Origin of the sequence: Halosimplex litoreum (assembly GCF_016065055.1) — an archaeon.
Lineage (GTDB): Archaea > Halobacteriota > Halobacteria > Halobacteriales > Haloarculaceae > Halosimplex > Halosimplex litoreum.
This window is the reverse complement of record NZ_CP065856.1, coordinates 284,667-308,377: the sequence shown is the minus strand read 5'-3', so window position 1 is coordinate 308,377 and position 23,711 is coordinate 284,667. Positions and strand designations below refer to the sequence as shown.

General features: G+C 68.7%; 23 protein-coding genes. 8 read left to right on the top strand and 15 right to left on the bottom strand.

Annotation, left to right across the window (positions count from 1 at the left end; all coding sequences use genetic code 11):
* Positions 1-375: 375 nt before the first annotated feature.
* On the top strand, positions 376-1,518 hold the full coding sequence (locus I7X12_RS01520; RefSeq protein ID WP_198062131.1) for a CBS domain-containing protein: 1,143 nt from the start codon (positions 376-378) through the stop codon (positions 1,516-1,518).
* Between the two features lie 103 nt (positions 1,519-1,621).
* On the opposite strand, the gene I7X12_RS01515 is transcribed toward I7X12_RS01520, so the two are convergent.
* The 4 genes from I7X12_RS01515 to I7X12_RS01500 all read right to left on the bottom strand — a co-directional run bounded on the left by I7X12_RS01515 (position 1,622) and on the right by I7X12_RS01500 (position 6,393).
* Positions 1,622-1,771, bottom strand: a complete 150-nt coding sequence (locus tag I7X12_RS01515; protein WP_198062130.1) for a DUF7557 family protein — start codon at positions 1,769-1,771, stop codon at positions 1,622-1,624.
* Between the two features lie 125 nt (positions 1,772-1,896).
* Positions 1,897-2,661, bottom strand: a complete 765-nt coding sequence (locus I7X12_RS01510; protein WP_198062129.1) for a DNA-directed RNA polymerase subunit epsilon — start codon at positions 2,659-2,661, stop codon at positions 1,897-1,899.
* A 595-nt stretch (positions 2,662-3,256) separates the two neighbouring features.
* Positions 3,257-3,856, bottom strand: coding sequence for a hypothetical protein (locus tag I7X12_RS01505; RefSeq protein WP_198062128.1), 600 nt, complete (start codon positions 3,854-3,856; stop codon positions 3,257-3,259).
* A gap of 311 nt (positions 3,857-4,167) precedes the next feature.
* Positions 4,168-6,393 (bottom strand): CDC48 family AAA ATPase, encoded by a 2,226-nt coding sequence (locus I7X12_RS01500; protein ID WP_198062127.1) that lies wholly within the window; start codon positions 6,391-6,393, stop codon positions 4,168-4,170.
* A gap of 205 nt (positions 6,394-6,598) precedes the next feature.
* On the opposite strand from I7X12_RS01500, the gene larC reads away from it, so the two are divergent.
* Positions 6,599-7,936, top strand: coding sequence for a nickel pincer cofactor biosynthesis protein LarC (gene larC / locus I7X12_RS01495; RefSeq protein WP_198062126.1), 1,338 nt, complete (start codon positions 6,599-6,601; stop codon positions 7,934-7,936).
* Complete coding sequence (locus I7X12_RS01490) at positions 7,933-8,814, top strand: sugar nucleotide-binding protein (RefSeq protein ID WP_198062125.1); 882 nt, start codon at positions 7,933-7,935, stop codon at positions 8,812-8,814. Before larC ends, I7X12_RS01490 begins: the two co-directional genes overlap by 4 nt.
* Before the next feature lie 9 nt (positions 8,815-8,823).
* Here the strand turns inward: I7X12_RS01490 and I7X12_RS01485 are convergent, their stop codons facing one another.
* Positions 8,824-9,555: a hypothetical protein gene (locus tag I7X12_RS01485; RefSeq protein ID WP_198062124.1), complete on the bottom strand. Its 732-nt coding sequence runs from the start codon at positions 9,553-9,555 to the stop codon at positions 8,824-8,826.
* Between the two features lie 144 nt (positions 9,556-9,699).
* Between I7X12_RS01485 and radB the strand changes: the two genes are divergently transcribed.
* Positions 9,700-10,386, top strand: a complete 687-nt coding sequence (gene radB / locus I7X12_RS01480) for a DNA repair and recombination protein RadB (RefSeq protein WP_198062123.1) — start codon at positions 9,700-9,702, stop codon at positions 10,384-10,386.
* 931 nt (positions 10,387-11,317) lie between these two features.
* Here radB and phoU read toward each other — a convergent pair.
* From phoU to phnG, 10 genes are all read right to left on the bottom strand, one after another.
* Positions 11,318-11,998, bottom strand: coding sequence for a phosphate signaling complex protein PhoU (gene phoU / locus I7X12_RS01475; RefSeq protein WP_198062122.1), 681 nt, complete (start codon positions 11,996-11,998; stop codon positions 11,318-11,320).
* Positions 11,999-12,091: 93 nt separating this feature from the next.
* A complete protein-coding gene (locus I7X12_RS01470) occupies positions 12,092-12,754 on the bottom strand; it encodes an HAD family hydrolase (RefSeq protein WP_198062121.1) in 663 nt (220 codons plus the stop codon).
* Positions 12,755-12,757: 3 nt separating this feature from the next.
* On the bottom strand, positions 12,758-13,561 hold the full coding sequence (locus I7X12_RS01465; RefSeq protein ID WP_232342977.1) for a sugar phosphate isomerase/epimerase family protein: 804 nt from the start codon (positions 13,559-13,561) through the stop codon (positions 12,758-12,760).
* A complete protein-coding gene (locus I7X12_RS01460; protein ID WP_198062120.1) occupies positions 13,558-14,736 on the bottom strand; it encodes an alpha-D-ribose 1-methylphosphonate 5-triphosphate diphosphatase in 1,179 nt (392 codons plus the stop codon). The genes I7X12_RS01465 and I7X12_RS01460 overlap by 4 nt, the downstream gene beginning before the upstream one ends.
* The gene (locus I7X12_RS01455; RefSeq protein WP_198062119.1) at positions 14,733-15,464 is read right to left on the bottom strand and encodes a phosphonate C-P lyase system protein PhnL; all 732 of its coding nucleotides are present in this window, start codon (positions 15,462-15,464) and stop codon (positions 14,733-14,735) included. The genes I7X12_RS01460 and I7X12_RS01455 overlap by 4 nt, the downstream gene beginning before the upstream one ends.
* A complete protein-coding gene (locus tag I7X12_RS01450) occupies positions 15,461-16,291 on the bottom strand; it encodes an ATP-binding cassette domain-containing protein (RefSeq protein ID WP_198062118.1) in 831 nt (276 codons plus the stop codon). Before I7X12_RS01450 ends, I7X12_RS01455 begins: the two co-directional genes overlap by 4 nt.
* Positions 16,288-17,451, bottom strand: a complete 1,164-nt coding sequence (locus I7X12_RS01445; RefSeq protein ID WP_198062117.1) for an alpha-D-ribose 1-methylphosphonate 5-phosphate C-P-lyase PhnJ — start codon at positions 17,449-17,451, stop codon at positions 16,288-16,290. Before I7X12_RS01445 ends, I7X12_RS01450 begins: the two co-directional genes overlap by 4 nt.
* The gene (locus tag I7X12_RS01440) at positions 17,444-18,724 is read right to left on the bottom strand and encodes a carbon-phosphorus lyase complex subunit PhnI (RefSeq protein WP_198062116.1); all 1,281 of its coding nucleotides are present in this window, start codon (positions 18,722-18,724) and stop codon (positions 17,444-17,446) included. Before I7X12_RS01440 ends, I7X12_RS01445 begins: the two co-directional genes overlap by 8 nt.
* Positions 18,725-19,276, bottom strand: coding sequence for a phosphonate C-P lyase system protein PhnH (gene phnH, locus I7X12_RS01435; protein ID WP_198062115.1), 552 nt, complete (start codon positions 19,274-19,276; stop codon positions 18,725-18,727).
* On the bottom strand, positions 19,273-19,716 hold the full coding sequence (phnG, locus tag I7X12_RS01430) for a phosphonate C-P lyase system protein PhnG (protein ID WP_198062114.1): 444 nt from the start codon (positions 19,714-19,716) through the stop codon (positions 19,273-19,275). Before phnG ends, phnH begins: the two co-directional genes overlap by 4 nt.
* A 215-nt stretch (positions 19,717-19,931) precedes the next feature.
* On the opposite strand from phnG, the gene I7X12_RS01425 reads away from it, so the two are divergent.
* From I7X12_RS01425 to I7X12_RS01410, 4 genes are read left to right on the top strand one after another with little or no spacing between them, the layout of a single operon-like run.
* The gene (locus I7X12_RS01425) at positions 19,932-21,047 is read left to right on the top strand and encodes a PhnD/SsuA/transferrin family substrate-binding protein (RefSeq protein WP_198062113.1); all 1,116 of its coding nucleotides are present in this window, start codon (positions 19,932-19,934) and stop codon (positions 21,045-21,047) included.
* A gap of 29 nt (positions 21,048-21,076) precedes the next feature.
* Positions 21,077-21,895 carry a phosphonate ABC transporter ATP-binding protein gene (locus I7X12_RS01420; RefSeq protein ID WP_198062112.1) on the top strand — a complete coding sequence of 273 codons (819 nt, stop codon included), beginning with the start codon at positions 21,077-21,079 and terminating at the stop codon, positions 21,893-21,895.
* The gene (locus tag I7X12_RS01415; protein WP_198062111.1) at positions 21,892-23,010 is read left to right on the top strand and encodes a PhnE/PtxC family ABC transporter permease; all 1,119 of its coding nucleotides are present in this window, start codon (positions 21,892-21,894) and stop codon (positions 23,008-23,010) included. The genes I7X12_RS01420 and I7X12_RS01415 overlap by 4 nt, the downstream gene beginning before the upstream one ends.
* A 28-nt stretch (positions 23,011-23,038) precedes the next feature.
* Positions 23,039-23,710 (top strand): DapH/DapD/GlmU-related protein, encoded by a 672-nt coding sequence (locus I7X12_RS01410; RefSeq protein ID WP_198062110.1) that lies wholly within the window; start codon positions 23,039-23,041, stop codon positions 23,708-23,710.
* Position 23,711 lies beyond the last annotated feature (1 nt).

The window sequence follows — 23,711 nt, the reverse complement described above, 5'->3', positions numbered from 1 at the left end:
CAATACGGGCCAGAATTTGAACGAACGTAAACTCCAGTTCCGGACTGCTTTCGATATTCCGGCGAACAGTTGTCTTCGATTAAAGTCGTAATATTATTCGACTATCGTCGAAATCAATTCGCCGGGTCGCGAGCAGTATCCGGCCGGGAGACGGGCGGAGACGGCGATCGGTCGCACCAGCGGATCGATCGCGGAGTTAGGTGTAGTGTACTGCACGGAAGGGACCTACTACCCTGCGGGGTCGCGGACCGAGACGGGTCGGGATGTGGGTGGTCGATCGGGCGAGGAGGGTCCGGTCCCGGGATTGTCGGTTCGTGGGAGGGTTCGCCAAGTTTGAATAGTGTCGGCGTCGAACTTTCGGAATGGGAGATTCAGATGGATATTGCTGATATTGCCACCAGCGAGTACGTCACGGTCGACGTGGACGAGCGCCTGGGCAAAGTCCGGTCGAAGTTCGAGCGAGAGAACCCCAAGGGCCTGATCGTCACCGACGACGGCGAGTACGCTGGGATCGTCACGCAGAAACAGTTGGTGCAGTCTCACATCGAAGACAACACGAAGGCCAGCGCGATGATGCAGCCGGCCCCCAAGGTCGAGCGCACCGACGACGTGCGCGAGGTCGCCCGCGTCCTCGTCGAAGGCGGGACCAAGGTCGCCCCCGTCTTCGAGGCCGGTCGTCTCTGGGGGATCGTCACCGAGGACGCGATCCTCGAGGCGGTCCTAGAGAACCTCGACGCCCTCGCGGTCGGCGACATCTACACGGACGACGTGATCACGGTCACCGAGGACACCAACGTCGGCCAGGCGATCAACCTCCTCCGCGAACACGGGATCTCCCGGCTCCCCGTGCTCGACGAGGGTGGCACCCTCTCGGGGATGGTCACCCGCCACGACATCGTCGACATCGTCGTCCGCGACATGGACAAGGCCACCCGCGGCGAGCGCGCCGGTGACATCGAGCGGGTGCTCGACCTGCCCGTCTACGACGAGATGTCCAGTCCGGTCGCCACGACGACGCTCGACGAGTCCGTCCGCGACGCCGTCCAGCGCATGCTCGACAGCGACTACGCCGGGCTCGTCGTCACGCCGGAAGACGACGACAGCGTCGTCGAGGGCATCCTCACCAAGACCGACGTGCTCCGCGCGCTGACGTTCACCGAAGAGGAGCACATGGACGTCCAGATCACGAACATCAAGCTGCTGGACACGATCAGCCGCGAGGACATCCGCCAGCGCATCGAGCGCGTCGCCGACAAGTACCAGGCCATGCAGGTCCAGCACTGCCACGTTCGCTTCCACGAGCACAAGGAGAAGCTTCGCGGCACGCCGCTGATCCGCGCGCAGATCCGCCTGCGCACCAACAAGGGTCAGGCCGCCGGCTCCGGCGAGGGGTACGGCGCCGACTCCGCCTTCGGCGTCGCCCTCGACAAGCTCGAACGCAACGTCCTCGAACTGAAGGACGTTCAGGCCGACGAGGAGTACCGCGGCCAGCTGCTCCGCAAGCTCGGCGAGCTGTAGTCCCGTCCACGACACCAGGTCGTCGACCGACTCGACGAACCGACCGACGCCGCGGCGGCTCGCTGTGAACGCCCCGTCCCCGCTTCTCGGTCGACCGACGACGTTACTCCGAGTAGCCTTCCTGGAGGAAGGCGCCTTCCGCCTCGTACACGTTGACGAGCTCTTCGACCAGTTCGGCGAGCGATTCGTCCGCTTCGAGGTGGGCCTCCATGCGCTCGGCGAGGTCGTCGTCGATCTCGATTGTGGTTGTCATGTGGAACCGTAGCTACCGTTGGACGGCGACGGAGAAGAACCTGATGGGGGCCTCGGCAAGGTCACGGCCAGGGGGAGACGAGAACGGGGTCGCTGAGGGTTCCTGCCGGGGAGCCGGCCGGCGAGTCACTCGGCGGTCGGATCGCCGTCGGACTTCGGAACCTCGGTCGGGTCACGGTCGCGGATCTGCGGCAGGCTCGGGTCGCGGTGCGGGTTCCGACCGAAGACCGCCCCGCGCAGGTCCTGCTCGTCCAGTTGCTCCCGGAGCGTCCGCGCCAACCGGTTGACGCTCGTCACGTCCAGGCCGACCAGGTCCATCAGCGTCCGATACCGGGGGTCCTCCTTGATCGAGTCGAAGCGCTCGTGGAGGTCGGCCAGCGACTCGGGCGGCTGCTCGGCGATCCACTCCTGGTCCTGCAGCCCCAGGATACGCTGGCGCTCGTCGTCGACGACGTGCTGGATCACGACCAGCGCGACCTTCTGGATGGCGCGCTGGCTGCCGAAGACGGTGAGGTCCAGATCGGTCATGATGCCCAGCGCTCGGTCGCGCTCCCACGGCGTCAGCGCCAGCCGATTACAGAACGCGTGGGTGATCCGCGCCTTCTCCAGGCGGTGCATCCGCTCGGCGTGGCCCGCCATCGCCGGGTGTTGCTCGTCGTGCAGCCGCCGGAGGTTCTCGCTCACGTCCTCGTCGGGGTTCTCGGCCCGACCGATGAGCGTCGCGCTCGGCGTCGTCACGTCCCAGCGCCGGAACGCCTCGTCTTTGACCGCCTCGACTCGCCCGAGCGACCCGTCGCCCGGCCGCGTGCTCACGTCCCGTTCCGCGCGCGGGTCGACCGGCTCGCTGCTGGTCCGCAGTCCGTGGTCGGCCCTGTCGCGTCCCCCGTTCATTTCGTCCGCCTTCTCCCTCGCGACTATAGAAACCTCCGGCTAGGCAGTGAGATGGCGCAGTGAGAATCGACGACTTCCTCTTACTGTAGACCGTTGTCGCGAGAACGACTTAAAGAATAGAACTGCACGACCCGAACGTTGATTCGTGGGCCGGACCGACGGACCCGGGTCGCGCGGTCGGCGTCGGACGAACAGTGACTGTGCGACCGCTGGCCGGTCGCAGGTCCCACTGAACTCCTCTTATTGTATCCCGTTGTGACGAGAATGATTTGAAGAATCGGCGGCGAGCGGAACGGGATCAGGAGACGGCGTGGACCGAGCGGCCCGACACGGCGCGGTCGCTGGCCGGTCGTGGGTTCCGCAAAAATCCTCTTATTAAATACCGTTGTGACGAGAATGATTTAAAGCAGCTCTCGGTGGGGGCTCGGAGCGTCGTCTTCCGGTCGGCCAATCGGGGGAGATCGTCCGCTGATCGCTTTCCGATTCCCACAGAACTCCTCTTACTTTAACCCGTTGTGACGAGAGTGACTTAAACCAACACCGTCAGCGGTCGAAGTTCGTGACGTGACCGAGCAGTCGGGAGGGGTCCCGAAGCTCACGTCGCTCGCTCGCGTTCGGCGGCCGTTCCGAGCGCGCGTCCGACGGCGGTACTGAGGAGGAGCGGTATCCCGAGGGTGACGACCGAGCCGACGAGCAGGAAGCCGGGGAATCGCATCAGCGCTTCGGTCACGTCGTCGAGGAAGACCGACGGGGCGGTCGTGAAGTCGCCCCACAGGAACGCTCGAAGTCCGAATCCCCGCCATCCGTGGTCCCACAGGGCGAACGCGGCGGCGAACGGAACCGTCGCAGTGACGTAGGTCGAGAGTCCGATGACCGCGCCCAGAACCGTCCCGCGCCTCGCCGTCACCGGTGGCCACCGTCGGGTCAGCCGGCTCCAGACCCACCCGCCGACGAGCCCGGCGTTCGGAATACAGACGGCGCTCACGATAGCCGCCCCGAGGGGCACCTCGATGGGGCCAGGAAGCCCCGCCTCCACGGCCCCGCTTTCTCCTGTCCACAGAAACAGGACGATTTGCGCGAGGAGCACGACCGCGACCCACAGCGCGGTAAAGACGGCCGCGACCCGGTAGAACACCCAGCGCACCTCCGTCTCGCTCGTCAGGTCGTCGACGTATCGCCCCACGACTCGCTGCATACACGCTGTCTCGCCGGCTCGATATTCAGTGTTGGGGAGTCGTCACTTTCTGTGGCACGACCTGCTTGTCCGTCGCTCGTCCCGTCCGCCAGGCTGCGCGTAGCCGTGCGAGATGGTCCGTGACACCTTCGCGGGTTAGCGGGGACGAAGCAACTGCTAGACGCCTGAGACTCGGCAGAACTCCTCTTACTACTATCCGTTGTGACGAGAATGACTTAAAGGAACGCCGTCGGCGCTCGGGGTTCGGGGTGATCCACGAGACGCGAAAAATCGACGCGACCGAGAAAATTCGGGAGCGAAGGATAGCGCCCTTACTGGAAGCCGATCCGGCCGCCCGAGCGGGGGCCCTGTCGGCTCTGGCCGCCGCTCTTGAACTCCTCTTCCATCTGCTCGTAGTAGTCGCGGATGTCGTCGGTGATCGTGGGGCGGACGTTGTCCAGCGCCTGGCGGAAGTGGCGCATGTCGACGACTTCGGCGTCGTCGTCCTCGCGGAGCGCCTCGATGGCGGCCTCGCGGCCGATCGACTCCAAGTCGGAGCCGACGTAGCCGTCGGTGATCTCGGCGAGTTCGCGCAGGCTCACGTCGGGGCTGAGCGGCTGGGCCTCCGTGTGGATGCGGAGGATCTGCTCGCGACCCTCGACGTCGGGCTCGCCGATCATCACGAGCCGGTCGAACCGACCCGAGCGGATGAGCGCGGGGTCGATCATGTCCGGGCGGTTGGTCGCGCCGATGACCATCACGTCCTCCATGTCCTCCAGCCCGTCCAGTTCCGTCAGCAGCTGGTTGACGACGCGCTCGGAGACGTTACTGCCCACGTCGCCGCCGCGGCCGGGCGCCAGCGAGTCCAGCTCGTCGAAGAAGATCACCGTCGGGGCGACCTGCTTCGCTTTCCGGAACGTCTGGCGGATGGCCTTCTCCGACTCGCCGACCCACTTCGAGAGCAGCTGCGGCCCTCTCACCGAGATGAAGTTGGCGTCGGTCTCGTTGGCGACGGCCTTGGCCATCAGCGTCTTCCCGGTGCCCGGCGGGCCGTACAGCAGGACGCCGCTCGGCGGATCGATGCCCATTCGCTGGAACTTCTGGGGCTTGTTCAGCGGCCACTCGACCGATTCCTGGACCTTGCCCTTGGCTTCCTCTAAGCCGCCCACGTCGTCCCAGGAGACCTTCGGCAGCTCGACGAGGACCTCCCGCATCGCGCTCGGACTCACCTCGTTGAGGGCGCCGCGGAAGTCCTCGCGCTTGATGATCATCCGGTCGATGAGACTCGGTGGGATGTCCTCCTCGTCTAAGTCGATCTCCGGGAGGTACCGACGCAGCGCCTTCATCGCGGCCTCCTTCGTCAGACTCTCGATGTCGGCGCCGACGAAGCCGTGGGTCTCGTCGGCGAGGCGACCGAGCGTCACGTCGTCCGACAGCGGCATGCCGCGGGTGTGGATCTGGAGGATCTCCTCGCGGCCGACCTCGTCGGGGACGCCGATCTCGATCTCGCGGTCGAACCGACCCGGGCGGCGCAGCGCGGGGTCGACGCTGTCGACGCGGTTGGTCGCGGCGATGACGATGACCTGGCCGCGCGATTCGAGGCCGTCCATCATCGTCAGCAACTGGGCGACGACCCGGCGTTCGACCTCGCCGGTCACGTCCTCGCGCTTCGGAGCGATGGAGTCCAGCTCGTCGATGAAGATGATAGAGGGGGACTCCTCGCTGGCGTCCTCGAAGATCTCCCGTAGCTGTTGCTCCGATTCGCCGTAGTACTTCGAGATGATCTCGGGGCCGGCGATAGAGAAGAAACTCGCGGAGGTCTCGTTGGCCACGGCCTTGGCGAGCAGGGTCTTCCCGGTGCCGGGCGGGCCGTGCAGCAGGACCCCCTGGGGTGGCTCGATGCCGAGCTTCTTGAATATCTGGGGGTGTTTCATCGGGAGCTCGACCATCTCCCGGACGCGCTGGATCTCGTTCTGGAGGCCGCCGATGTCCTCGTAGGTGATCCCGCCGCCGGTCTTCTCGAAGCCGGAGATGGGTTCCTCGCGGAGTTCGACCTCGGTGTCCTCGGTGATGAGACAGACGCCCTCGGGTTCGGTCTCGACGGCGATCAGCGGGATCGCCTGGCCGGGCGAGCGCATGAACGGATGGTTCGTCGAGGACATCACCGGGACGATGTCGCGCTCGACGACCGGCCGCTTCAAGATCTGCCGTTTGACCATGCCGGCGGCGTCGGAGCCGAACTGGACGGACGCCTCCTCGGGCGGTGCGAGGACGAGCTTGTCGGCCTTCTCGGCGTCGGCCTTGCGGATCTCGACGCGTTCGCCGATCCCCACGTCGGCGTTCTGACGCGTGAAGCCGTCGATGCGCACGGTGTCGGTGTTCCAGTCCTGTCGGTCCGCGCGCCAGACCTTCGCCGCGGTCACCTCGCTGCCCTCGATCTCGATGATGTCGCCGGGAGAGAGCTTGAGGTGGAGGAGCGTGTCGGGATCCAGCCGGGCGATGCCGCGCCCCGAGTCGTTCGGGTACGCTTTCGCCACTTCTAGTTGCACTTCGTTCATAGTGGAGTGGGAGTGTGTCTCACTCGGGTACCCCCGCGGATATGCTTTTTGCCTCCGGCGGTTCCCTCGCTCGAGCGACACCCACAGGTCGGTCAGTCTCCCGTCAGGTATCGCCGCGCGAGCGAGCGTGGAGGGCGCACCGACGCCGCCGAGTCCCGGAGTGACCGGACCGCTTTTCCCGTCACCGTGCGCGTACGATCGTACAATGCGAACCCTCGCGTTCGACGGTCGGATGGGTGCCAGCGGCGACATGCTTCTGGGCGCGCTCGTGGCGGCCGGCGCCGACCCGGCGGTACTCGACCGCGTCGAGGCGGTCCTGCCCGTCCGCTACGAGGTCCGGTCGGTCGAGAAGAACGGTATCGCAGCGACCGCCGTCGACGTGCGCCACGCCGACGAGTCCAGTGAGAGTGACGAGGGCTGCCACGACAGCGACGAAGCCGGGAGCGACGACGGCGAGGACGGTCACGGTCACGAGGACCACGACCACGACAGCCACGATCACGGCGATCACGGACACGACCACGACAGCCACGATCACGGCCACGCGGAGGGCGCGGGACCGAACCGAACGTACGCGGAAGTCGTCGACCTCGTCGAGGAGATGGGCCTCCCGGGCGAGGTCGAGTCGGACGCGCTGGCGGTTTTCGAGCTGCTCGGCGAGGCGGAAGCGAGCGTCCACGGCACGGGCATCGACGAGACGCACTTCCACGAGGTGGGCGCCGACGACGCCATCGCCGACGTGGTCGGCGTCGCCCTGTTAGTTGACGACCTCGGCGTCGAGCGCGTGGTGACGACGCCGCTCGCGGGCGGCGGCGGCGAGGTGTCGATGAGTCACGGCACCTACCCCGTCCCGGCGCCGGCGGTCGTCGAACTCGCCGAGCGCGCCGACTGGTCGCTGACGGGCGGGCCGGTCGAGATGGAGCTACTGACGCCCACGGGCGCGGCGTTGTTGGCCCACTACGCCGACGGCGCCGACTCGCTGCCCGGCCTGGACGTGACCGCCTCGGGCTACGGTGCGGGCGGCTACGACTTCGAGCGCTACCCCAACGTCCTCCGCGCGCTCGTCGGCGAGAGCCGTGGCGGCCTCTCGAAGGACGCGATCACGGTGCTGGAGACGAACCTCGACGACGCGACCCCCGAGGTGCTGGGTGGGCTACAGGAGTCGCTCGCCGACGCGGGCGCGCGGGACGTGTCGGTCCTGCCGGCGACGATGAAGAAAGCCCGACCGGGTCACCTGGTCAAGGTCGTCGTCAAGCCCGAGGACGCCGAGCGGGTCGCTCGTCGACTGGCCGAGGAGACCGGAACCCTGGGCGTCCGCGAGCACGGCGCCGGTCACCGCTGGATCGCCGACCGCGAGGTCCGGACGGTCGAGCTGGCGGTCGATAGGGAGACCTACGAGGTGGCGGTCAAGGTCGGGAAAGACGACGAGGGGACGGTCTTCGACGTGAGCGCGGAGTACGACGACGCCGCGGCGGTGGCGAGAGAGACGGATCTGCCCGTGCGGGAGGTCGCCCGCCGGGCGGAGGCCGCGGCGCGAGAATGACCGAGACTGTCCTCGTCGTCGGCGCCAGCGGCTTCCTCGGTCGGTCGGTCACCTGGCGGCTCCGGGAGCGCGCCGACCGGTCCGACCGCCGCGTCCTCGGAACCTACTGCTCGGAGCCGGGGCCGACTGCGGAGGTCCAGTTCGACTTCTGGACCGACGACGTGGGCGACCTGGTCGACGAGTACGACGTGGACACGGTCGTCTTCGCGGCCGCGGTGGAGTACGGCGGTGACCGCGACACCGGCGCGTCCGGAGTCGACGCGGCGTTCGCCGAGCGCGCCGAGCGGTTCGCCGCTGGCTGCGAGGATGTACGGCTCGTCTACGTCTCCAGCGCCGCGGTGTTCGACGGGCGGGACGCACCCTACAGCGAGTCGGACTCGCGCTCGCCCCGCGGGGGCTACGGCCGGCGGCTCGTCGCCTTCGAGGACGCCGTCGACGCCCACTGTGACGACGCGGCGGTGCTTCGGACGAGCTACCTGTTCGGCTTCTCGACCGGCCGACTCGACCACCGTCTCGCGCGCACCCGTGACCACCTCGACCGCGGCGAGTCGGTCGCGTACTTCTCGGACATGTACAAGAGCCCGGTCCTCGTGACGGAGGCCGCCGAGACGGTCGCGACGCTGGTCGCCGGCGACGCCACGGGCGTCCTCCACGTCCCAGCCCCGCGGGTCAGCGTCCACGAGTTCCACCGCGAGGCGATGGCGGCGCTCGGCTACGACCCCTCGCTCGTCGACGCCGAACCGATCCCCGAAGACATGGACGTGGCGCCGGACAGCTCGCTCGCCTCCCAGCGGTTCGACTCGCTGGTCGACTTCGAGCCGTCGCCCGTCGCGGCGGGACTCCGCTCGCAGGTCGACTCGGGCGAGGACGGCCAGTGAGACGGCCGCTCAGTCCTCGCGGTGTTCGCCCAGCGCCTCGTCTAGGCTGAGTTCACCCAGCGCGACCCGCCGGGCGAGTTCCTCGTCGATTGCGCGGTTCTCCTCGCTGCGCTCACGGGAGCGCTCCTTGATCCGCTGGAGTTCGCCGGTCGTCGGTTCGATGGTCCGGGACTCGACGCGCTCGCCCTCCAGGCGGGCGATGTTGACCGCCGCGAGCACGTCGCCCATGCCGCGGGCGCCGGTGCCCAGATACGGCGTCGTCCCGGTCTCGTCGACGAGTTCGACCGGTATCTCTTCGAGGTCGTCGATGATCTTCGCGCCCTGGAGGCGGGCGCCGTCGCCGACGCGGACCAGGGGATCGACGGCGTCGTCGACTTCCTCGCGGACGACTTCGGCGGCGTCGGCCAGCGGGACGTGGAAGGTGGCGACGACCATCTCGCCCGAGCAGACGGCGACGCCCGGCCGTTCCCCGGGATCGACGCCGACGACGGTGCGGCCGCTGCCGCCTCGCAGAGTGGCGAGCACCTCGTCGACGGCGCGGCGGGGGTCGTCGGGGTCGGCGCGGACGACCGGCACGTCGTCGGGGGTGGGCGGTTCCTCGCCGGCTGCGCTGACGACGACGGTCGTTCGCTCGGGGAGTGTGTCGTCGAGTTCGATCGTCGTGAACGTGACACCGCGGTCCCGTAGCTCGTTGACCACGCCGTGGTAGACCTCGAAATCCGCCGTCGCGACGACTATCACACCCCGAGTTGGCGGCCCTCCCACCTAAGTGTTCGAGTAGTGCGACACGGACATCGGTCGGAGTCGTCGCCGCTGGGGGCCCAGGCCTACAGGCACCGGGCCCGAGTACGAGCGTTTTTGTCGGGTGACGGCCAATCCTCGGGCGTGAGCGAGCGCATTCCGACCGGCTGCGAGGCCATCGACGACCTGCTGGGTGGCGGGTTCGAGCGCGGCGCGGTCACGCAGGTCTACGGCCCGCCGGCCGCGGGCAAGACGAACATCGTCCTCTCGGCCGCGACGGAGCTGGCCGCCGCCGGCGACTCCGCGCTCGTCGTCGACACCGAGGGCCTCTCGGTCGACCGGATGGAGCAACTCGCCGGCGCCGGCGACCGCGACGCCGACGACGTGGCCTCACGGCTCATCGTCACCGAGGCCTACACCTTCGAGGAGCAGGAGGAGGCCGTCCGCGACACCGAGGAGTTCTCCGACATCGTCGACTTCATCGCCGTCGACAGCGCGACCGGCTTCTATCGCCTCCAGCGCACTGAACAGGACGAGGGCGAGGCGCTGCGTGCGGTGGGGCGACAGTTAGCGCACCTGCTCTCGCTGGCCCGCAAACACGACATCGCCGTCGCGTTCACCAACCAGGTGTACACCGACATCGACTCCGAGCAGGCCCGCGCGCTCGGCGGCCACACGCTGAACCACTGGTCGGCGACCATCCTCCGCGTCGATCGGTTTCGAGGTGGTAATCGCCGGGCGACCCTGGAGAAACACCGCGCCAAGGCCGCCGGCGAGACGGCGCAGTTCAAAATTACGGACGAGGGGCTCGTGAGCGGCGAGTCACGGTAGTCTGTCGGGAGGACGTCGTCTCTCCGTTCGGTCTCTGTGCTTGTTGAGTAGGTGTTTCTGTTGAGCGAGTCCCGGACTGAAGTCGAACGACCGCGACCGCAGTCGACGGCAGGCGATGAAAGCCCTCGACCCGCTCGCGGTCGCTGAAGCGGGATATCCGCACTCTCGGCACCGCCCGCGCGGATAGTGGCCCGCTCAGGCGACCACGCAAGCGCGAGCGGGCGGTCGGCTCCGCCGACCGCCACAGTCCGTGGCGGCTACGCCGCCACGCGCGCCTCGCCCGTTCAGTCCGCCGGAAGACTCACTCCGTTCGTCTTCCGAGCCCTCGCTCGCTTCGCTCACGAGGACACCAGGGACCACAACCGCCCCGCACAGCAACCGCAGACAGCCTCACACCTCCCCAGCCGCTTGCGTTGCTCGCAAGCTGCGCTACTCATCCACCGTCAGAGGCAAGCTCTGACGAGCCTTCGCTCGCGAGACTCGCGAAGACAGCGAGGGACCGAAGGTCCCTCGGGCCATGCGGGCGACGCTCGGGTCGCCCGCAGACCACGCGCGACTGTTTCGAGCGGCCCGCCAGGAGGCGGGCACGCTCGCGGGTCACTTCGTTCCCCGCTCGCATCGAGGTCTCCCTGCGGTCGACCTCGCACCGCTCGACAGCACGCGCCAGCCGCACCGCTACCTCGAAATGCGACAGCCGCCACCCGTACTGAGCATCCGGCGCCGCAGGCGCCGGTTCACCGGACGCGAGCGAACGGTGCGAGGTGCGACCGAAGGGAGCACCTCGTTGTGAACGGGGAGTGAAGCGACCCGTGAACGAAGTGAGCGAGTCGTCCGGCTTTTTCACCCATGTTTTTGCCGCCCGGGTTCCCCGCAGCGCGCCTCTGGCGCGCGAGGAAACCCGGGCGGGAAAAAGATGGAAACGAGGTGGGCTCTAGTAGATCAGTTCGTCGTCGTTCTCGACCATGTAGAGGGTGCGGGCGGCGATGTTGACGGCGTGGTCGCCGACGCGTTCGAGGTCCCGAACCGTGAGCAGCAGGCGCGACACGTCGGCCATGAGCTGCTCGATCTCCGCCTCACCGGTCTCGTCGTCGACCTCGCGTTCGATGAGGTCGCGGACGATGGTGCTGGAGGCGGCCTCGCAGCGCTCGTCGATGGTGTCGTCCTGTTCCGAGATGGCGAGACAGGCGTCGGGGTCCTCCTCGTCGTAGGCGTCCATCGACGCCTCGACCATCTCGATGACGAGCGTCCCGATCTCCTGGATGTCGACGTCGGGGTAGAGGTCGCGCTCGGCCTCGTGGGTGTACTCCCCGAGGTTCGTCGCGAGGTCGGCGATGCGCTCGAGGTCGGTGATGATCTTGAACGAGGCGGCGATGAACCGGAGGTCCGAGGCGACGGGCTGCTGGAGCGCGAGCAGGTCGATACAGTCCTGTTCGAGGTCGAGATACAGCTGGTTGACCTCGTCGTCGCCGTCGATGACCTCCCAGGCGAGGTCCTCGTCTTTCGTTTCGAGAGCGTCAAGTCCCATCCGGAGCCGTTCGAGGACGACTTCGCTCATGTAGAGGACGTCCTCTCGCAGGGCTTCCAGTTTCTCTTGATATCCTTCCCGTGGCATACGTAGTCGCACTTGCGGCGAGGGTTTGTATGTTGCGACGCCTGCGGGTGTTTCCGGTCCCGAAGGTCCGAGAAAGGAGAGCCGCGCGAGCCGTCAGTCCGCGAGTCGCTCGGCCAGCGCGGTCAGGGTCTCGACCTCGTACGTCGGTTCGCGGTCGAGGACGGTGTCGGTGCGGTGGCTCCGGCGGAGGAAGGCGCTGTCGACGCCGGCGCGGTGGGCGACCTCCACGTCCTTCGGTGAGTCACCGACGTAGACGGCGTCGCGGGTGCCGAGTTCGTCGAGCGCGGCGTCGAGGTAATGGGTCTCGGGCTTGCGACGACGGGCGCCCGCCAGCGTGGGGTCGCGGCCGGCGACGTGCTCGAAGTGGTCGCCCAGCCCGTAGTGGTCGACGATGAACTGGACCGTGCCGTGCTGGTTGTTGCTGACGACGGCCTTCCGGTGAGAGAGGTCCGCGAGCGCGGTCACGTCGTCGTAGAGTGGTTTCTCGCCGGATTCGATGGCGTCGGTCTGGTGGGCGACGGCGTGGTCCTCGCGGCTGGCCCAGTAGTCGGCCAGCGCGAGGTCGAGGTCGTCCTCGACCCGGGCGAGGTCGTCGAGGTTGCCGTTGGCTGCGTGTTCGACGAGCGGTTCTGGCGGGTCGGCGACGCCGTGGTCCTCGAAGGCTGCGCGGGCTGCGCGGCGAAGCACGTCCATCTCGGTGAGTTCGACGAGCACGCCGTCGTTGTCGAAGACGACCGCGTCGTAGGTTCCTGTCATGAGTTACTCCGGAGTCGCGAGGGAGTCACCCGACGCTTCGGGGTCGATTCCCATACATCGTGCGATGTCGGCGACGGACTTCATCTCGAAGGCGAAGTAGTCGGCGGGGACGGCGTCGACGACGCGCTGGTAGTCCGGGATCGGTTCGTGGTCGTCGGCGGTGCCGTCGTTGTCCGAGAGGTGACACACCTGAATGCGGTCGCCGAAGCGGTCGACGAAGTCCCGCCAGTGGTAGCCGTTGACCTTGGCGTGGCCCACGTCGAGCGTGACGCCGAGGTACTCGGGCGCCACGGCGACATCGTCGAGCATCGCTTCGAGGTCCTCGGGGGTCGTGGTGTAGCGGCGTTTGTCGTCGTCGACGGGCTGGTTCTCCAGGCAGAGCGGGACGCCGACGAGCTGGGCGTACTGGGCGCACTCCCCGAGCGAGCGGTGAGCGTGTTCGCGGGCCTTCTCGCGGACCCATTCGGGGTAGCGGGTCGGGACGGCGCCGCCGTGGACGACGACGGCGCCCGCGTCGGCCGCTTCGGCGTCGTCGATGGTGCGTTTGACCATGTCGACCGACGCCTCGCGGACGGCGTCGTTGAAGCTACCCACGTTCCAGTCGCGGAACGGGGCGTGGTAGGTGACGGTCACGTCGTGGCGGTCGGCGATCTCGCCGATGGTCTCGGGCTCGGGGGTCTCTGGGTGGCCGCAGAGGTACTCCCGCTTGAGTTCGAGATGGGAGAGACCCAGGTCGTCGAGATAGGTGACGAACTCTTCGACGGTAGCGCCGAAGCGCACGTCCATTGCGGCGCCGACGGACCTCATCGCGACCCCTCCGCGCGGTAGACGGGCTCGCCCGCGACGAACGCGCGGTGCACGGTCGGCGAGGGATCGCGGTCGACGAGCACGAGGTCGGCGCGGGCGCCGGCTTCGATCCGTCCGCGGTCGGGCAGGCCGACGGCCGCGGCTGGGTTGGCGGTGACGCGGGCGACCCGATCCGGGAGCGGTTCGCCGGTGTCGACGAACGCGCCGGCGAGCATCGACGGGGGGTGGTAGTCGGCGACGAGCGCGTCGACGACGCCGGCGTCGATGGCCGCGGCGGTCTCCAGGTTGCCCCACTGGCTCTCGCCGCGGACGAGGTTCGGCGCGCCCATCGCGACCGTCATCCCGAGGTCGGCGGCGCGTTCGGCCGTCTCCATCGTGATCGGATACTCGGTCACGTCGACGCCGGTCTCGGCGAGGCGCTCGACCTCGGTCGGGTCCTCGTCGTCGTGGGAAGCCGTGACGGCGCCGGCGTCGTGCGCTCTGTCGACGACGCGCTCGACGCGCTCGCGGAGCGTCGCCATCTCGACGTCGCCGCGCTCGGCGATCATCTCCTCGGCCTCCTCGACGGTGTGGTCCGCCGAGTCGCGGTAGTACTCCACGAACGCCTCCTGGTCGCGGAACTGCCCCTTCCCCGGAATGTGGCTCATCACCGAGACGAGGTCGGCGTCGCCCGCCTCGACGACCTCGAGGACCGCCTCGACGCACTCGGGCTGAGTGACCTCACAGCGGGCGTGGATCCGGTGGTCGGCCATCAGGTCGTCGGCCGCGTCGACGGCCTCGGTCAGCTCGGCGCCGAGCTCCGGCGAGCGGTCCGAGTCGGGGTCGGTCTCGAAGGAGATGGCGTGGAACTTCGTCGTGATCCCCGCGGCGAGGTTCGAGCGGTCGGCGGCGGCCAGCGCCACGTGCGTGTCCATGCGAGCGCCCGACCGCGGGTGGAGGTGGGACTCGATATCGTCGCCGTGGAGGTCGACGAGTCCGGGGAGGACGAATCGACCGTCGGCGTCGATCTGGACGGCTCCGTCGGTCTCCACCTCGCCGACGTCGACGATCCGGTCGCTCTCGACCCGGACGCCGCCGTCGACGACCGTCTCGGGCGTGACGACGCGGGCGTCGGTGACGGCGAAGGCGGCATCCTCGTCGGCGGCCGTCGCGACGGACTCGGCGCTGGGGCTCACGCCACCACCTCCCCGGAGAACTCCGCGACCGGGACCACGCGCTGGATCCGTCCACTGTCGAGAACGGCCACCCGGTCGGCGACCGACTCGACGACCTCGCGGTCGTGGAAGACGCCGATGACGGTCGTCTCCGCGCCGGTCGCGGTCGAGAGCAGGTCGACCGCGGCGGCCCGGGTCTCGGGGTCGAGCGCGCTCGTCGGCTCGTCAAGCAGCAACAGGTCCGGCTCGGGCGCGAGCGCCTGTGCGAGGTTCACCCGCTGGCGCTCACCGCCGGAGAAGGTCGCCGGGTAGGCGTCCCACAGTTCCTCGGGGAGCCCGAGCGCGTCGAGCAGTTCTCGGGCGCGCTCGCGGGCGGCTTCGGGGTCGGTCCCGCGCTCGCGCAGCGGCCGCGACACCACGTCGACGGCGGGGACGCGCGGGATCTCGTCGAGGAACTGCGACGTGTAGCCGACGGCCGAATCGCGGAGGGCCATGACGGTCCGGTCGTCGCAGGTCGCGAGATCCACGTCTTCGGGGTGATACTCGGCCGAGCCGGCGGTCGGGTCGTAGGTGCGGTAGAGACACTTGAGCAGCGAGGACTTCCCGCTGCCGGACTCGCCGACGACGGCGAGGAACTCCCCGGCGCGCACCGAGAACGATACGTCGTCCAGCCCGACGACCCGCTTGTCGCCGAGCGCGTGCATGTCGAAGGTCTTCGAGAGCCCCTCGACGGTGAGAACGGCTGTCATATGACTGAATTGATCAGCGTCTGCGTGTACTCGTGGTGCGGGTCCTCCATGACGCGGTCCGTCAGCCCGGTCTCGACGACGCGCCCGTGGCGCATGACAAGCGTCCGGTCGGCGAGCAGTCGGACGACGCCCAGGTCGTGACTCACGACGACGGCGGCCACGTCCTCCTCGCGCTGGATGCGCCGGAACATGTCCAGCACGCGCGCCTGAACGCTCACGTCCAGCCCGGTCGTCGGTTCGTCGAGGACGACGACCTCGGGGTCGGTGGCGAGCGCGCGGGCGATCTGGACCCGGCGCTGCATCCCGCCGCTGTAGGTCTCGGCGGGGTCGTCCATCCGGTCGACGGGGATCTCCGTCTCCGCGAAGCGGTCGCGGACGCGCTCGCGCACGTCGCCGAAGTTGCGCTCGCCGGCCGCCAGCAGCTTCTCGGCGACGTTGCCGCCGCCCGTGAATTCGAGGTTCAGCCCGTCGCGGATGTGCTGGTGGACGAGGCCGATCTCGCCCGTCCGCAGGCGGTGGCGCGTCTCGTAGTCGGCGTCGAGGAGATTGCCGTCCTGACCCCGGAGGCGCACGTCACCGGCGGTCGTCGCGTCGGCGTTCCGTTCGAGCGCGAGCAGCTCCGCGACGCTGGACTTGCCCGAGCCGGACTCGCCGACGATCCCAAGCACCTCGCCGGGCTCGACGTCGAGCGACACGTCCGCGCAGGCGACGACCGAGCCACAGACCGGGCACTGGTTCCGGCCCGCCTCGTCGCCGGTGCGCTCGACGCACTCGCCGCAGGAGTCGCCGTACACCGTCCGAAGGTCGGTCGCTTCGAGGAGCGTCACGCCGGACCACCCCCGGCGTCGTCGACCGATTCTCCGCTGTCCGCGTCCTCGACGGGCGTCTCTCCGCCGTTCGCGTCTTCCGGATCCTCGTCGAACGGCGGCCCGCCGGGCGTTCCCGGTCCCCAGTTGACGCCCGACCGATCGAGGTGGTGGTCCTTCGCGAGCGCCGGGTCGTCCTGGCGCTTGAGGCAGAAGCTCGTGTCGTTGCAGACGTACAGCCGGTCGCCGTCGTCGGTCTCGATCTCCGTGAGGTAGGTGTCCGTCGAGCCACAGGACCGGCAGCCCTGATCGGGGAAGCGCTCGACCTGGAAGGACTCGTCCTCGAAGGCGAGCGGCTCGACCTCGGTGTGGGGCGGGACGGCGTAGATACGCGCCTCGCGGCCGGCGGCGAAGACGAAGAGGTTGTCCGCATCGTCGAGTTTGGGTACGTCCCAGCGGGGGATGGGCGAGGGGTCCATGAGGTAGCGGCCGGCGACCATCGTCGGGTAGCGGCTGGCGATCTGGATCTCGCCCCACTCGACGACGTTCTCGTAGAGGTGGACCCACATCTTCCCGTAGTTGGCGTGGGCGTGGCGGCGGCGGTTGGCGGCGTCCGAGGAGTCGACCGACCGGAGCGCGTCGGTGATCGGCACCTGCAACACGACGATCTGCTCGTCGGTCAGCACCTCCTCGGGGATGCGGTGGCGGGTCTGGACCACGTCGGCTTCGGTCGTGTCGGTCGTGGTCTCGACGTTGGCCGTCGTCTCCGCGAGCCGGCGGATGTTGGCGGCGTTGACGCTCTCGTCGCTCCCCTGGTCGATGACTTTGAACGCGTCCTCGGGGCCCAGCAGCGACAGCGAGGCCTGGATACCGCCGGTGCCCCAACCGCGGGCGAGCGGCATGGGTCGCGAGGCGAACGGGACCTGGTGGCCGGGGATCGCGATCCCCTTCAGGACCGCCCTGCGCACCTCGCGTTTGGTGTGTTCGTCGAGGTAGGCGTAGTTGTACCCCGACAGGCCATCGCCCGAGCGGTCGTCGACGGCGTCGGCGACCGTGAGCGCCGAGACCGCTTCGCCGACGGGCTCGCCGGTGGAGTCGGCAGCGGCAGGCGTATCGTCGCTGGCGGACGCGTCGCCGTCTCCCGCCGAGGCGGCGGTCGGTTCGGCGGACCGTTCAGTCATCGTCGCCTCCCGTGGCCGCCACCGGGTCGTCGGTCTCCGGCCGGTCGTCCGCCTCGGGCGCTCCGTCGACGTCGGCGTCCGCCTCGGGCGCACCGTCGACGTCCGCGTCGGCACCGTCGATCTCCCCTCGCTCTCGGATCGCACGGATGCGGTCGAGGATGCTCTGGAAGGTGACGTAGTGGGGGAGTTTGAGATGTTCGATGAAGCCAAAGGAATCCATCCCGTCGACGGTGTCGAGGACGAACTCGGGGTTCTCGGCGGGCTCGTCGGCGCCGTCGAGCTGGATCGAGGCGTCGAGGATGGTCATCGCGATGGCCTTGCGCTCGTTGCGGCCGAAGGATAGTCCGTAGCCGAAGGCGAACTGCGGGTCCTCGCGCTTCTCGTAGACCGGGACGACCGCCTCCGATTCGGTCACCTCGGCGTCGGTCACGCGGACGGCGTCGCCGGTGTAGGGGTGGGTGATCCGCACGGGGAGTTTCCCGACGCGCACCTCGGCCAGCGTCGGGTGGACCTGGCCGTAGCCGCGCATCGCCGAGTAGCCCAGGGCGGTCACGGCGCCCGTCTCGCCGCGGGCGAGTTCCTGCAGCACCTCGTCGCGGTCGGGCGGATGCGTGACCGGCTCCCGGGTCGTGTCCGCGGGCTCCTCGTACTCGTCGTCTGTTCCGTCGTCGGCACCGTCGGCGTCCGCACCCTCGTCGGCACCGTCGGCGGTCTCGTCCGGATCGTGAACGAGCCCGTCGTCGCGGAGGACCTCCATGACGTTCTGCACGGTCGTCGGCTCGCCGTCGGGGAGGTCCCAGTCGGCGGTCGGGTCCGAGGGCTCGTCCGCCGCGTCGTCGCCGTCGGCCGACTCGGTTCCGTTCGCCTCGCCGTCGAGGTCGAAATCGAGCAGGCGCTGGGTGTAGTCCTTCGTCGGCCCGAGGATCTGGCCGCCGGGCACGTCCTTGTAGGCGGGGGAGACCCGGCGGGTCGCGAACAGCTCGTCGGGGTCGACCGGTTCGGTCTCCTCCCACCGTTCGAGCGTCGAGCGGTAGGCTCGCAGGAGGAAGGCGGCCTCGACGGTGTCGCCCTGGGCCTGCTTGACCGCGAGCGCGGCGAGGCGCGGCGCGTAGAGGCCGCCCTCGCTCATCGCCTGGGCGGTGAGCCGGGAGAGCTGGTCGTCGAGCTGGTCGACCGACAGCGTCTCGGAGTCACCCTCCAGACGTTGCTTCTCGAAGAGGTCTTCGGCGCGACCGATGATCTCCTCGCCGGCGGTGACCGCGACGTACCCCATCTACAGCACCTCCAGGTCCGACGACCGCGGGATCGCCGCGACGCGCTCGCCGACCGCGAGGTAGGCGTCGACGCCGCGGGGATAGGTCGACTGGGCCTCGCCGAGCCGTTCGAGTTCGCCGACCCGAAGGCCGACACCGAAGCGGCGGGCGCCGTCGACGCCTGGACCGGCGAGTTCGACGCCGGTGAGCCCGGGGTCCTCGGGCCCACCGAGATCGTCGACACGGTAGACGACGGTCGCGCCCTCGCTGGGTTCGACGAGGGTCCCGCGGTCGCACTCGCGCACGTCCCAGTCGGGGCGCCCGACGGCGTGGACCACGTCGGCGCTCGTCGGCGACGCCGCGTCGAGTCGCCCCTGGTTCTCCAGCGCCTCTCGAAGGCGCTCGTCGGGTGTCCACGTCGTCACCTCGTGGTCGACGAGCGTGGCGACGACCGCGTGGTCGGCGGGGTCGGAGCCGACGGAGACGACGGTGCCGGGGCGACTCGTCGCGTCGCACAGCGCCCGGAAGGTCCGGCGCGTGTCGTGGACGGGGTCGAGTCCGAGCGCTCTCACAGGTCGTCCTCCATCGTCTCGAACTCGACGGTCGTGTGGCGGCTCTCGGCCCACTCGCGACGGCGCTCGTCCTTGTAGGCGTCGGCGGTCCGCGACAGCGCCGCGACCACCTTCTCGGTGACGGCGTGGTCGGCGGCGACGGCGGCGTCGACGACTGCGCCCGAGAAGGCGGCCCGCTCGGCCTTGCCCGGGACCATCGCGAACCCGCGCGTGCCGTCGAGCGATACTTCCGCCGGTGTCGCGACGACTTCCCCGAGGTTGAACGGCCGACGTTCGACGGGCTCGCGGACCCGCTGCATGACCAGTTGCGGGCGAGGCTCCTGGAGCACCCGCAGGGCGGGCTCCTCGGCGAGCACCGAGTCGGCGAATCGTTCGAGGACGTCGCCGTCGGTCGCGGCGATCAGTTCGAAGCGGTCCGACCGGTTGCGTGGATCGTCCATGTGATCGGTCCGACCAAGCGAAACGGGCCGGGTAAGTCTTCACTGGGTACTCTCTATTCCGCGCGTCCGTCCGCGGTCGTACCCACCTCCCGTCTCGTCGAGTATGGACCGGTACGGACTACCGCGAGGCGAGAAGGGGCTTCAGCGTCGTCCGTCGACGACTCCGGACTCTACTCAGCCAACGGTTATTTCTCCCCCAGAACCCCGTTCAGGTGATGTCAGATCAGAATTGCGGCCAGGGATCTACAGGGACGGGTTCGAAAGCTAGCGGTCGAGTGGGTCGACGGAAGTTCCTGACCGGCGGTGCGTCGAGCGTCGCCGCGCTCGTGGCGCTGTCGGGGTGTAGCAGCTCCTCGGGTTCGGGGAGCACGGACGGCGGCTCCTCCGACGGCGGTAGCGGCTCGGGCGGCTCGTCGGGCACCGATTCCGGCGGTGCGGTCGTCGGCACGCCCGGTCCGAACGCCGAGGAGATCACGATGGTGCTGACGCCGGGGACGCCCAGCGACGCCAAGCGCCGGTACATGCCGATGAAGAACCTCATCGAGGGGGAGGTCGACGGCGTCGACGTCACGATGCGCGTTCCGCTGAACTACTCGGCGATCCGCCCGGCGCTCCAGAGCGAACAGGCCGAGATCGGTATGGACGACGTGACGCTGATCTCCAACCCCGACATCATGGACGTGTACGGGACGACCGTCACCGGCGGGTCGGCCTTCTACTTCTCCGTGATGCTCACCCAGCCGGACTCGAACGTCGAGGGGCCGACGGACGTGGAGGGCAAGACCTGGGCGTTCGCGGACCGCCTGTCGACGAGCGGGTCGATCTTCGCCCTCTACGCGCTGCAGGAGGCGGGGCTCGACATCGGCGACGCGCCGACCGGCGACCCCGTCGACTTCGAGGGGAGCTGGACGGACCACAACCAGGCGATCAAGCGCGTCGGCAACGACAAGGCCATCGGCGCGACCACCTGGGGCGGCAACGGCATCCCGCACATCCCGGAAGAGCACGAGTCGGACTTCCCGGACCGCGTCAAGAACAAGAGTTCGTTCCTCGACACCATCGACACCGAGGAGCCGAAGCTGCGCCCGGTCTGGTTCTCGTTCCCGATCCCGAAACAGCCGGTCTACGCGCGCAAGACCTGGGACTCGGACAAGAAAGCGGAGATCGGGGAGGTGCTGGTCAACTCCGATAAGGATCTGATCGAACAGTACTACCCGAGCGACTACAACGACGAGGAGCTGCCGTTCACGACGCTGCAGGACACCGACATGGAGACCTACCAGCCGGTGATCGAGCGGATGAACGCCGTCGGGATCGACCCTGCGGCCTGACCGACGCCACCGGCCACACCACTTTCACAATGAGTACACTGAAAGTCGAAAACCTGCGAAAAGAGTACGGCGACGTCACCGCGCTCGACGGCGTGTCGTTCGAGATCGAAGACGAGTTCGCGGTGTTGCTGGGCGAGTCCGGCGCCGGCAAGTCGACCATGCTGCGGTGTGTGAACGGGCTGACCGAGCCGACGGCGGGGTCGATCCGCCTCGACGGCCAGCCGATATCCGGCTCGCGGTCGGACGTGGGCATGATCTTCCAGCAGCACAACCTCGTCGAGGGCGTCTCGGCGTACCTGAACGCGCTGACTGGGTCGCTCGACCGCGTGTCGGTGCTGACGAGCCTGCTGCAGTGGCAGTCCCGCGAGGACAAGCTGCGCGCGCTCGACGCGCTGGAGACCGTGGGCCTGCTCGACGAGGCAGGCCAGCGCGTCTCGCAGATGAGCGGCGGCCAGCAACAGCGCGTCGGGATCGCCCGCGGGCTGGTGCAGGACCCGCGACTGCTGCTGGCCGACGAGCCGGTGGCCAGTCTCGACCCCGCGAGCGCCGAGACGGTGATGGGCTACCTGAAGAAGGCCGCGACCGAACACGACGTGACGGCGCTGGTCAGCCTTCACCAGGTCAACATCGCTGCGTACTTCGGCGAGCGGTTCATCGGCCTGCGGGACGGTGACCTGCTCTTCGACGTGCGCCGCGACGACCTCACCCCGGAGCTGATCGACGACCTCTACGGCGACGTCGAGACGGTCGGCCTGGCCGACAGCGCCGACGCCGAGTCGGTGCGCGTCGAGAGCGAGCCGGAAAGCGTCGAGCACGAGCCCGAGACCGAACGGGCGGTCTCGCGATGAGCGGGCGCACGTCGGGCGACCGGTCGCCGCGGGAGTACTTCGGGCTCGACGAGATCGGCGACTCGCCGGTCGAGCAGAAGCTGACGGAGCTGAAGTGGCGCTCGACGAAACGGCGCCTGCTGTCGCTCGTCGGACTGGTCGGCGTCGGCGTCGTGTTCGGACTGAGCCTGAACGTCATCGGCTTCTCCGTCCGCGAGCTGATCGTGCAGTGGCCCCAGTTCCTCGAAGCGCTCACCATCGGGGAGTCCCCGTACTTCCCGCCCGGGTCGATCGCCGTCCCGTTCACCGGGCTCGCGATCCCGTTCGTCGACCTCGGCCAGTACTGGGCGTTCATGATGGAGGAGAACCTGATCCTCCAGATCGAGTCGGGCGGGAGCCTGCTGGGACTGGGTGTCCTGCCGCCGCTGTTCTACGACGGGGTCACGATCGTCCCGGGCGCGATGTTCGCGACCCTCGCGGTCGCCGTCTCGGGGTCGGTGCTCGGCCTGCCGCTGGCGCTGTTTTTCGGCGTCATGTCGAGCGAGCGGGTCGTCCCGTACCCGTTCAACTTCCTCTTCCGCGGGACGATGAGCCTCATCCGTGCGATTCCGGGACTGGTCTGGTTCCTGATCCTGATCCCGCTGGCCGGCGTGTCGACGTTCACCGCCGCGCTGGCGATCATGGTCGACACCACCGGCTACCTCGGCCGGCTGTTCACCGACGAGCTGGAGGAGATCTCCGACGGCCCGATCGAGGGCATCCGCTCGACCGGCGCGAGCAAGACCCAGATCGTCCCCTTCGGCATGCTCAGTCAGGTGTTCCGGCAGTTCATCGCCTGGATCGCCTTCGACCTCGAACACAACGTCCGGGCCGCCATCGGCCTCGGTCTCATCGGGGGCGGCGGCCTCGGGCTCGAACTGTACACCCAGCGCCAGCTGTTCCGATACACCGACATGATGGCCTGCATCATCCTCATCTTCCTGCTGGCGGGCTCGGTCGAGCTCGCGAGCCAGCGCGTCCGGTCGTACCTGCGCGAAGAGGAAGAATCGGGGTCGGAGACCGGCGTCGTCGAAGCGTTCGTGAACGTCCCGCGGAACATCCTCACGTCGACGCTCGGTCGGCGCGAGCGGCCCTGACTACCCCTCAACCGATGACCTCACAGCAATGACCTACTTCGAATCCTACGGCCCCGACCGCACCGGCGACCTCTCGCCCGAGCCGACGATCCACGACCCCGTGTCCATCACCGAGAGCGAACTCGGCGCGTGGACGGAAGTGCGCTCGGGCTCGCGCCTCACCGAGTCGGCGATCGGCGACTACACGTACCTGATGGAGCGCGCGCAACTGGACTACGCGACTGTCGGAAAGTTCGGCAACGTCGCCAGCGAGGCGCGGCTCGGCCCGACGAACCACCCGATCGACCGCCCGACGGCTCACCACTTCACCTACCGGGCGGCGATGTACGAGTTGGGCGAGGACGACGAGTCGATCTTCGAATGGCGGGCAGACCAGCCAGTCACCCTCGGCCACGACGTGTGGATCGGCCACGGCGCGATCGTCTTGCCCGGCGTGGAGATCGGCAACGGCGCCGTCGTCGGCGCCGGTGCGGTCGTCGCCCACGACGTCGAGCCGTACTCCGTCGTCGCGGGCGTGCCCGCCGAGCCGATCCGGCGGCGGTTCCCCGAGGAGGTGGCCGCACGCATCGAGGCGACCGAGTGGTGGGACTGGGACCACGAGACGCTCGCCGAGCGCCTGGACGCGTTCCGCGACCTCGACACCTTCCTCGACCGATACGCGCCCGAGCCAGAAGCGGTCGCCGAGGCGAACGCGGACTGAG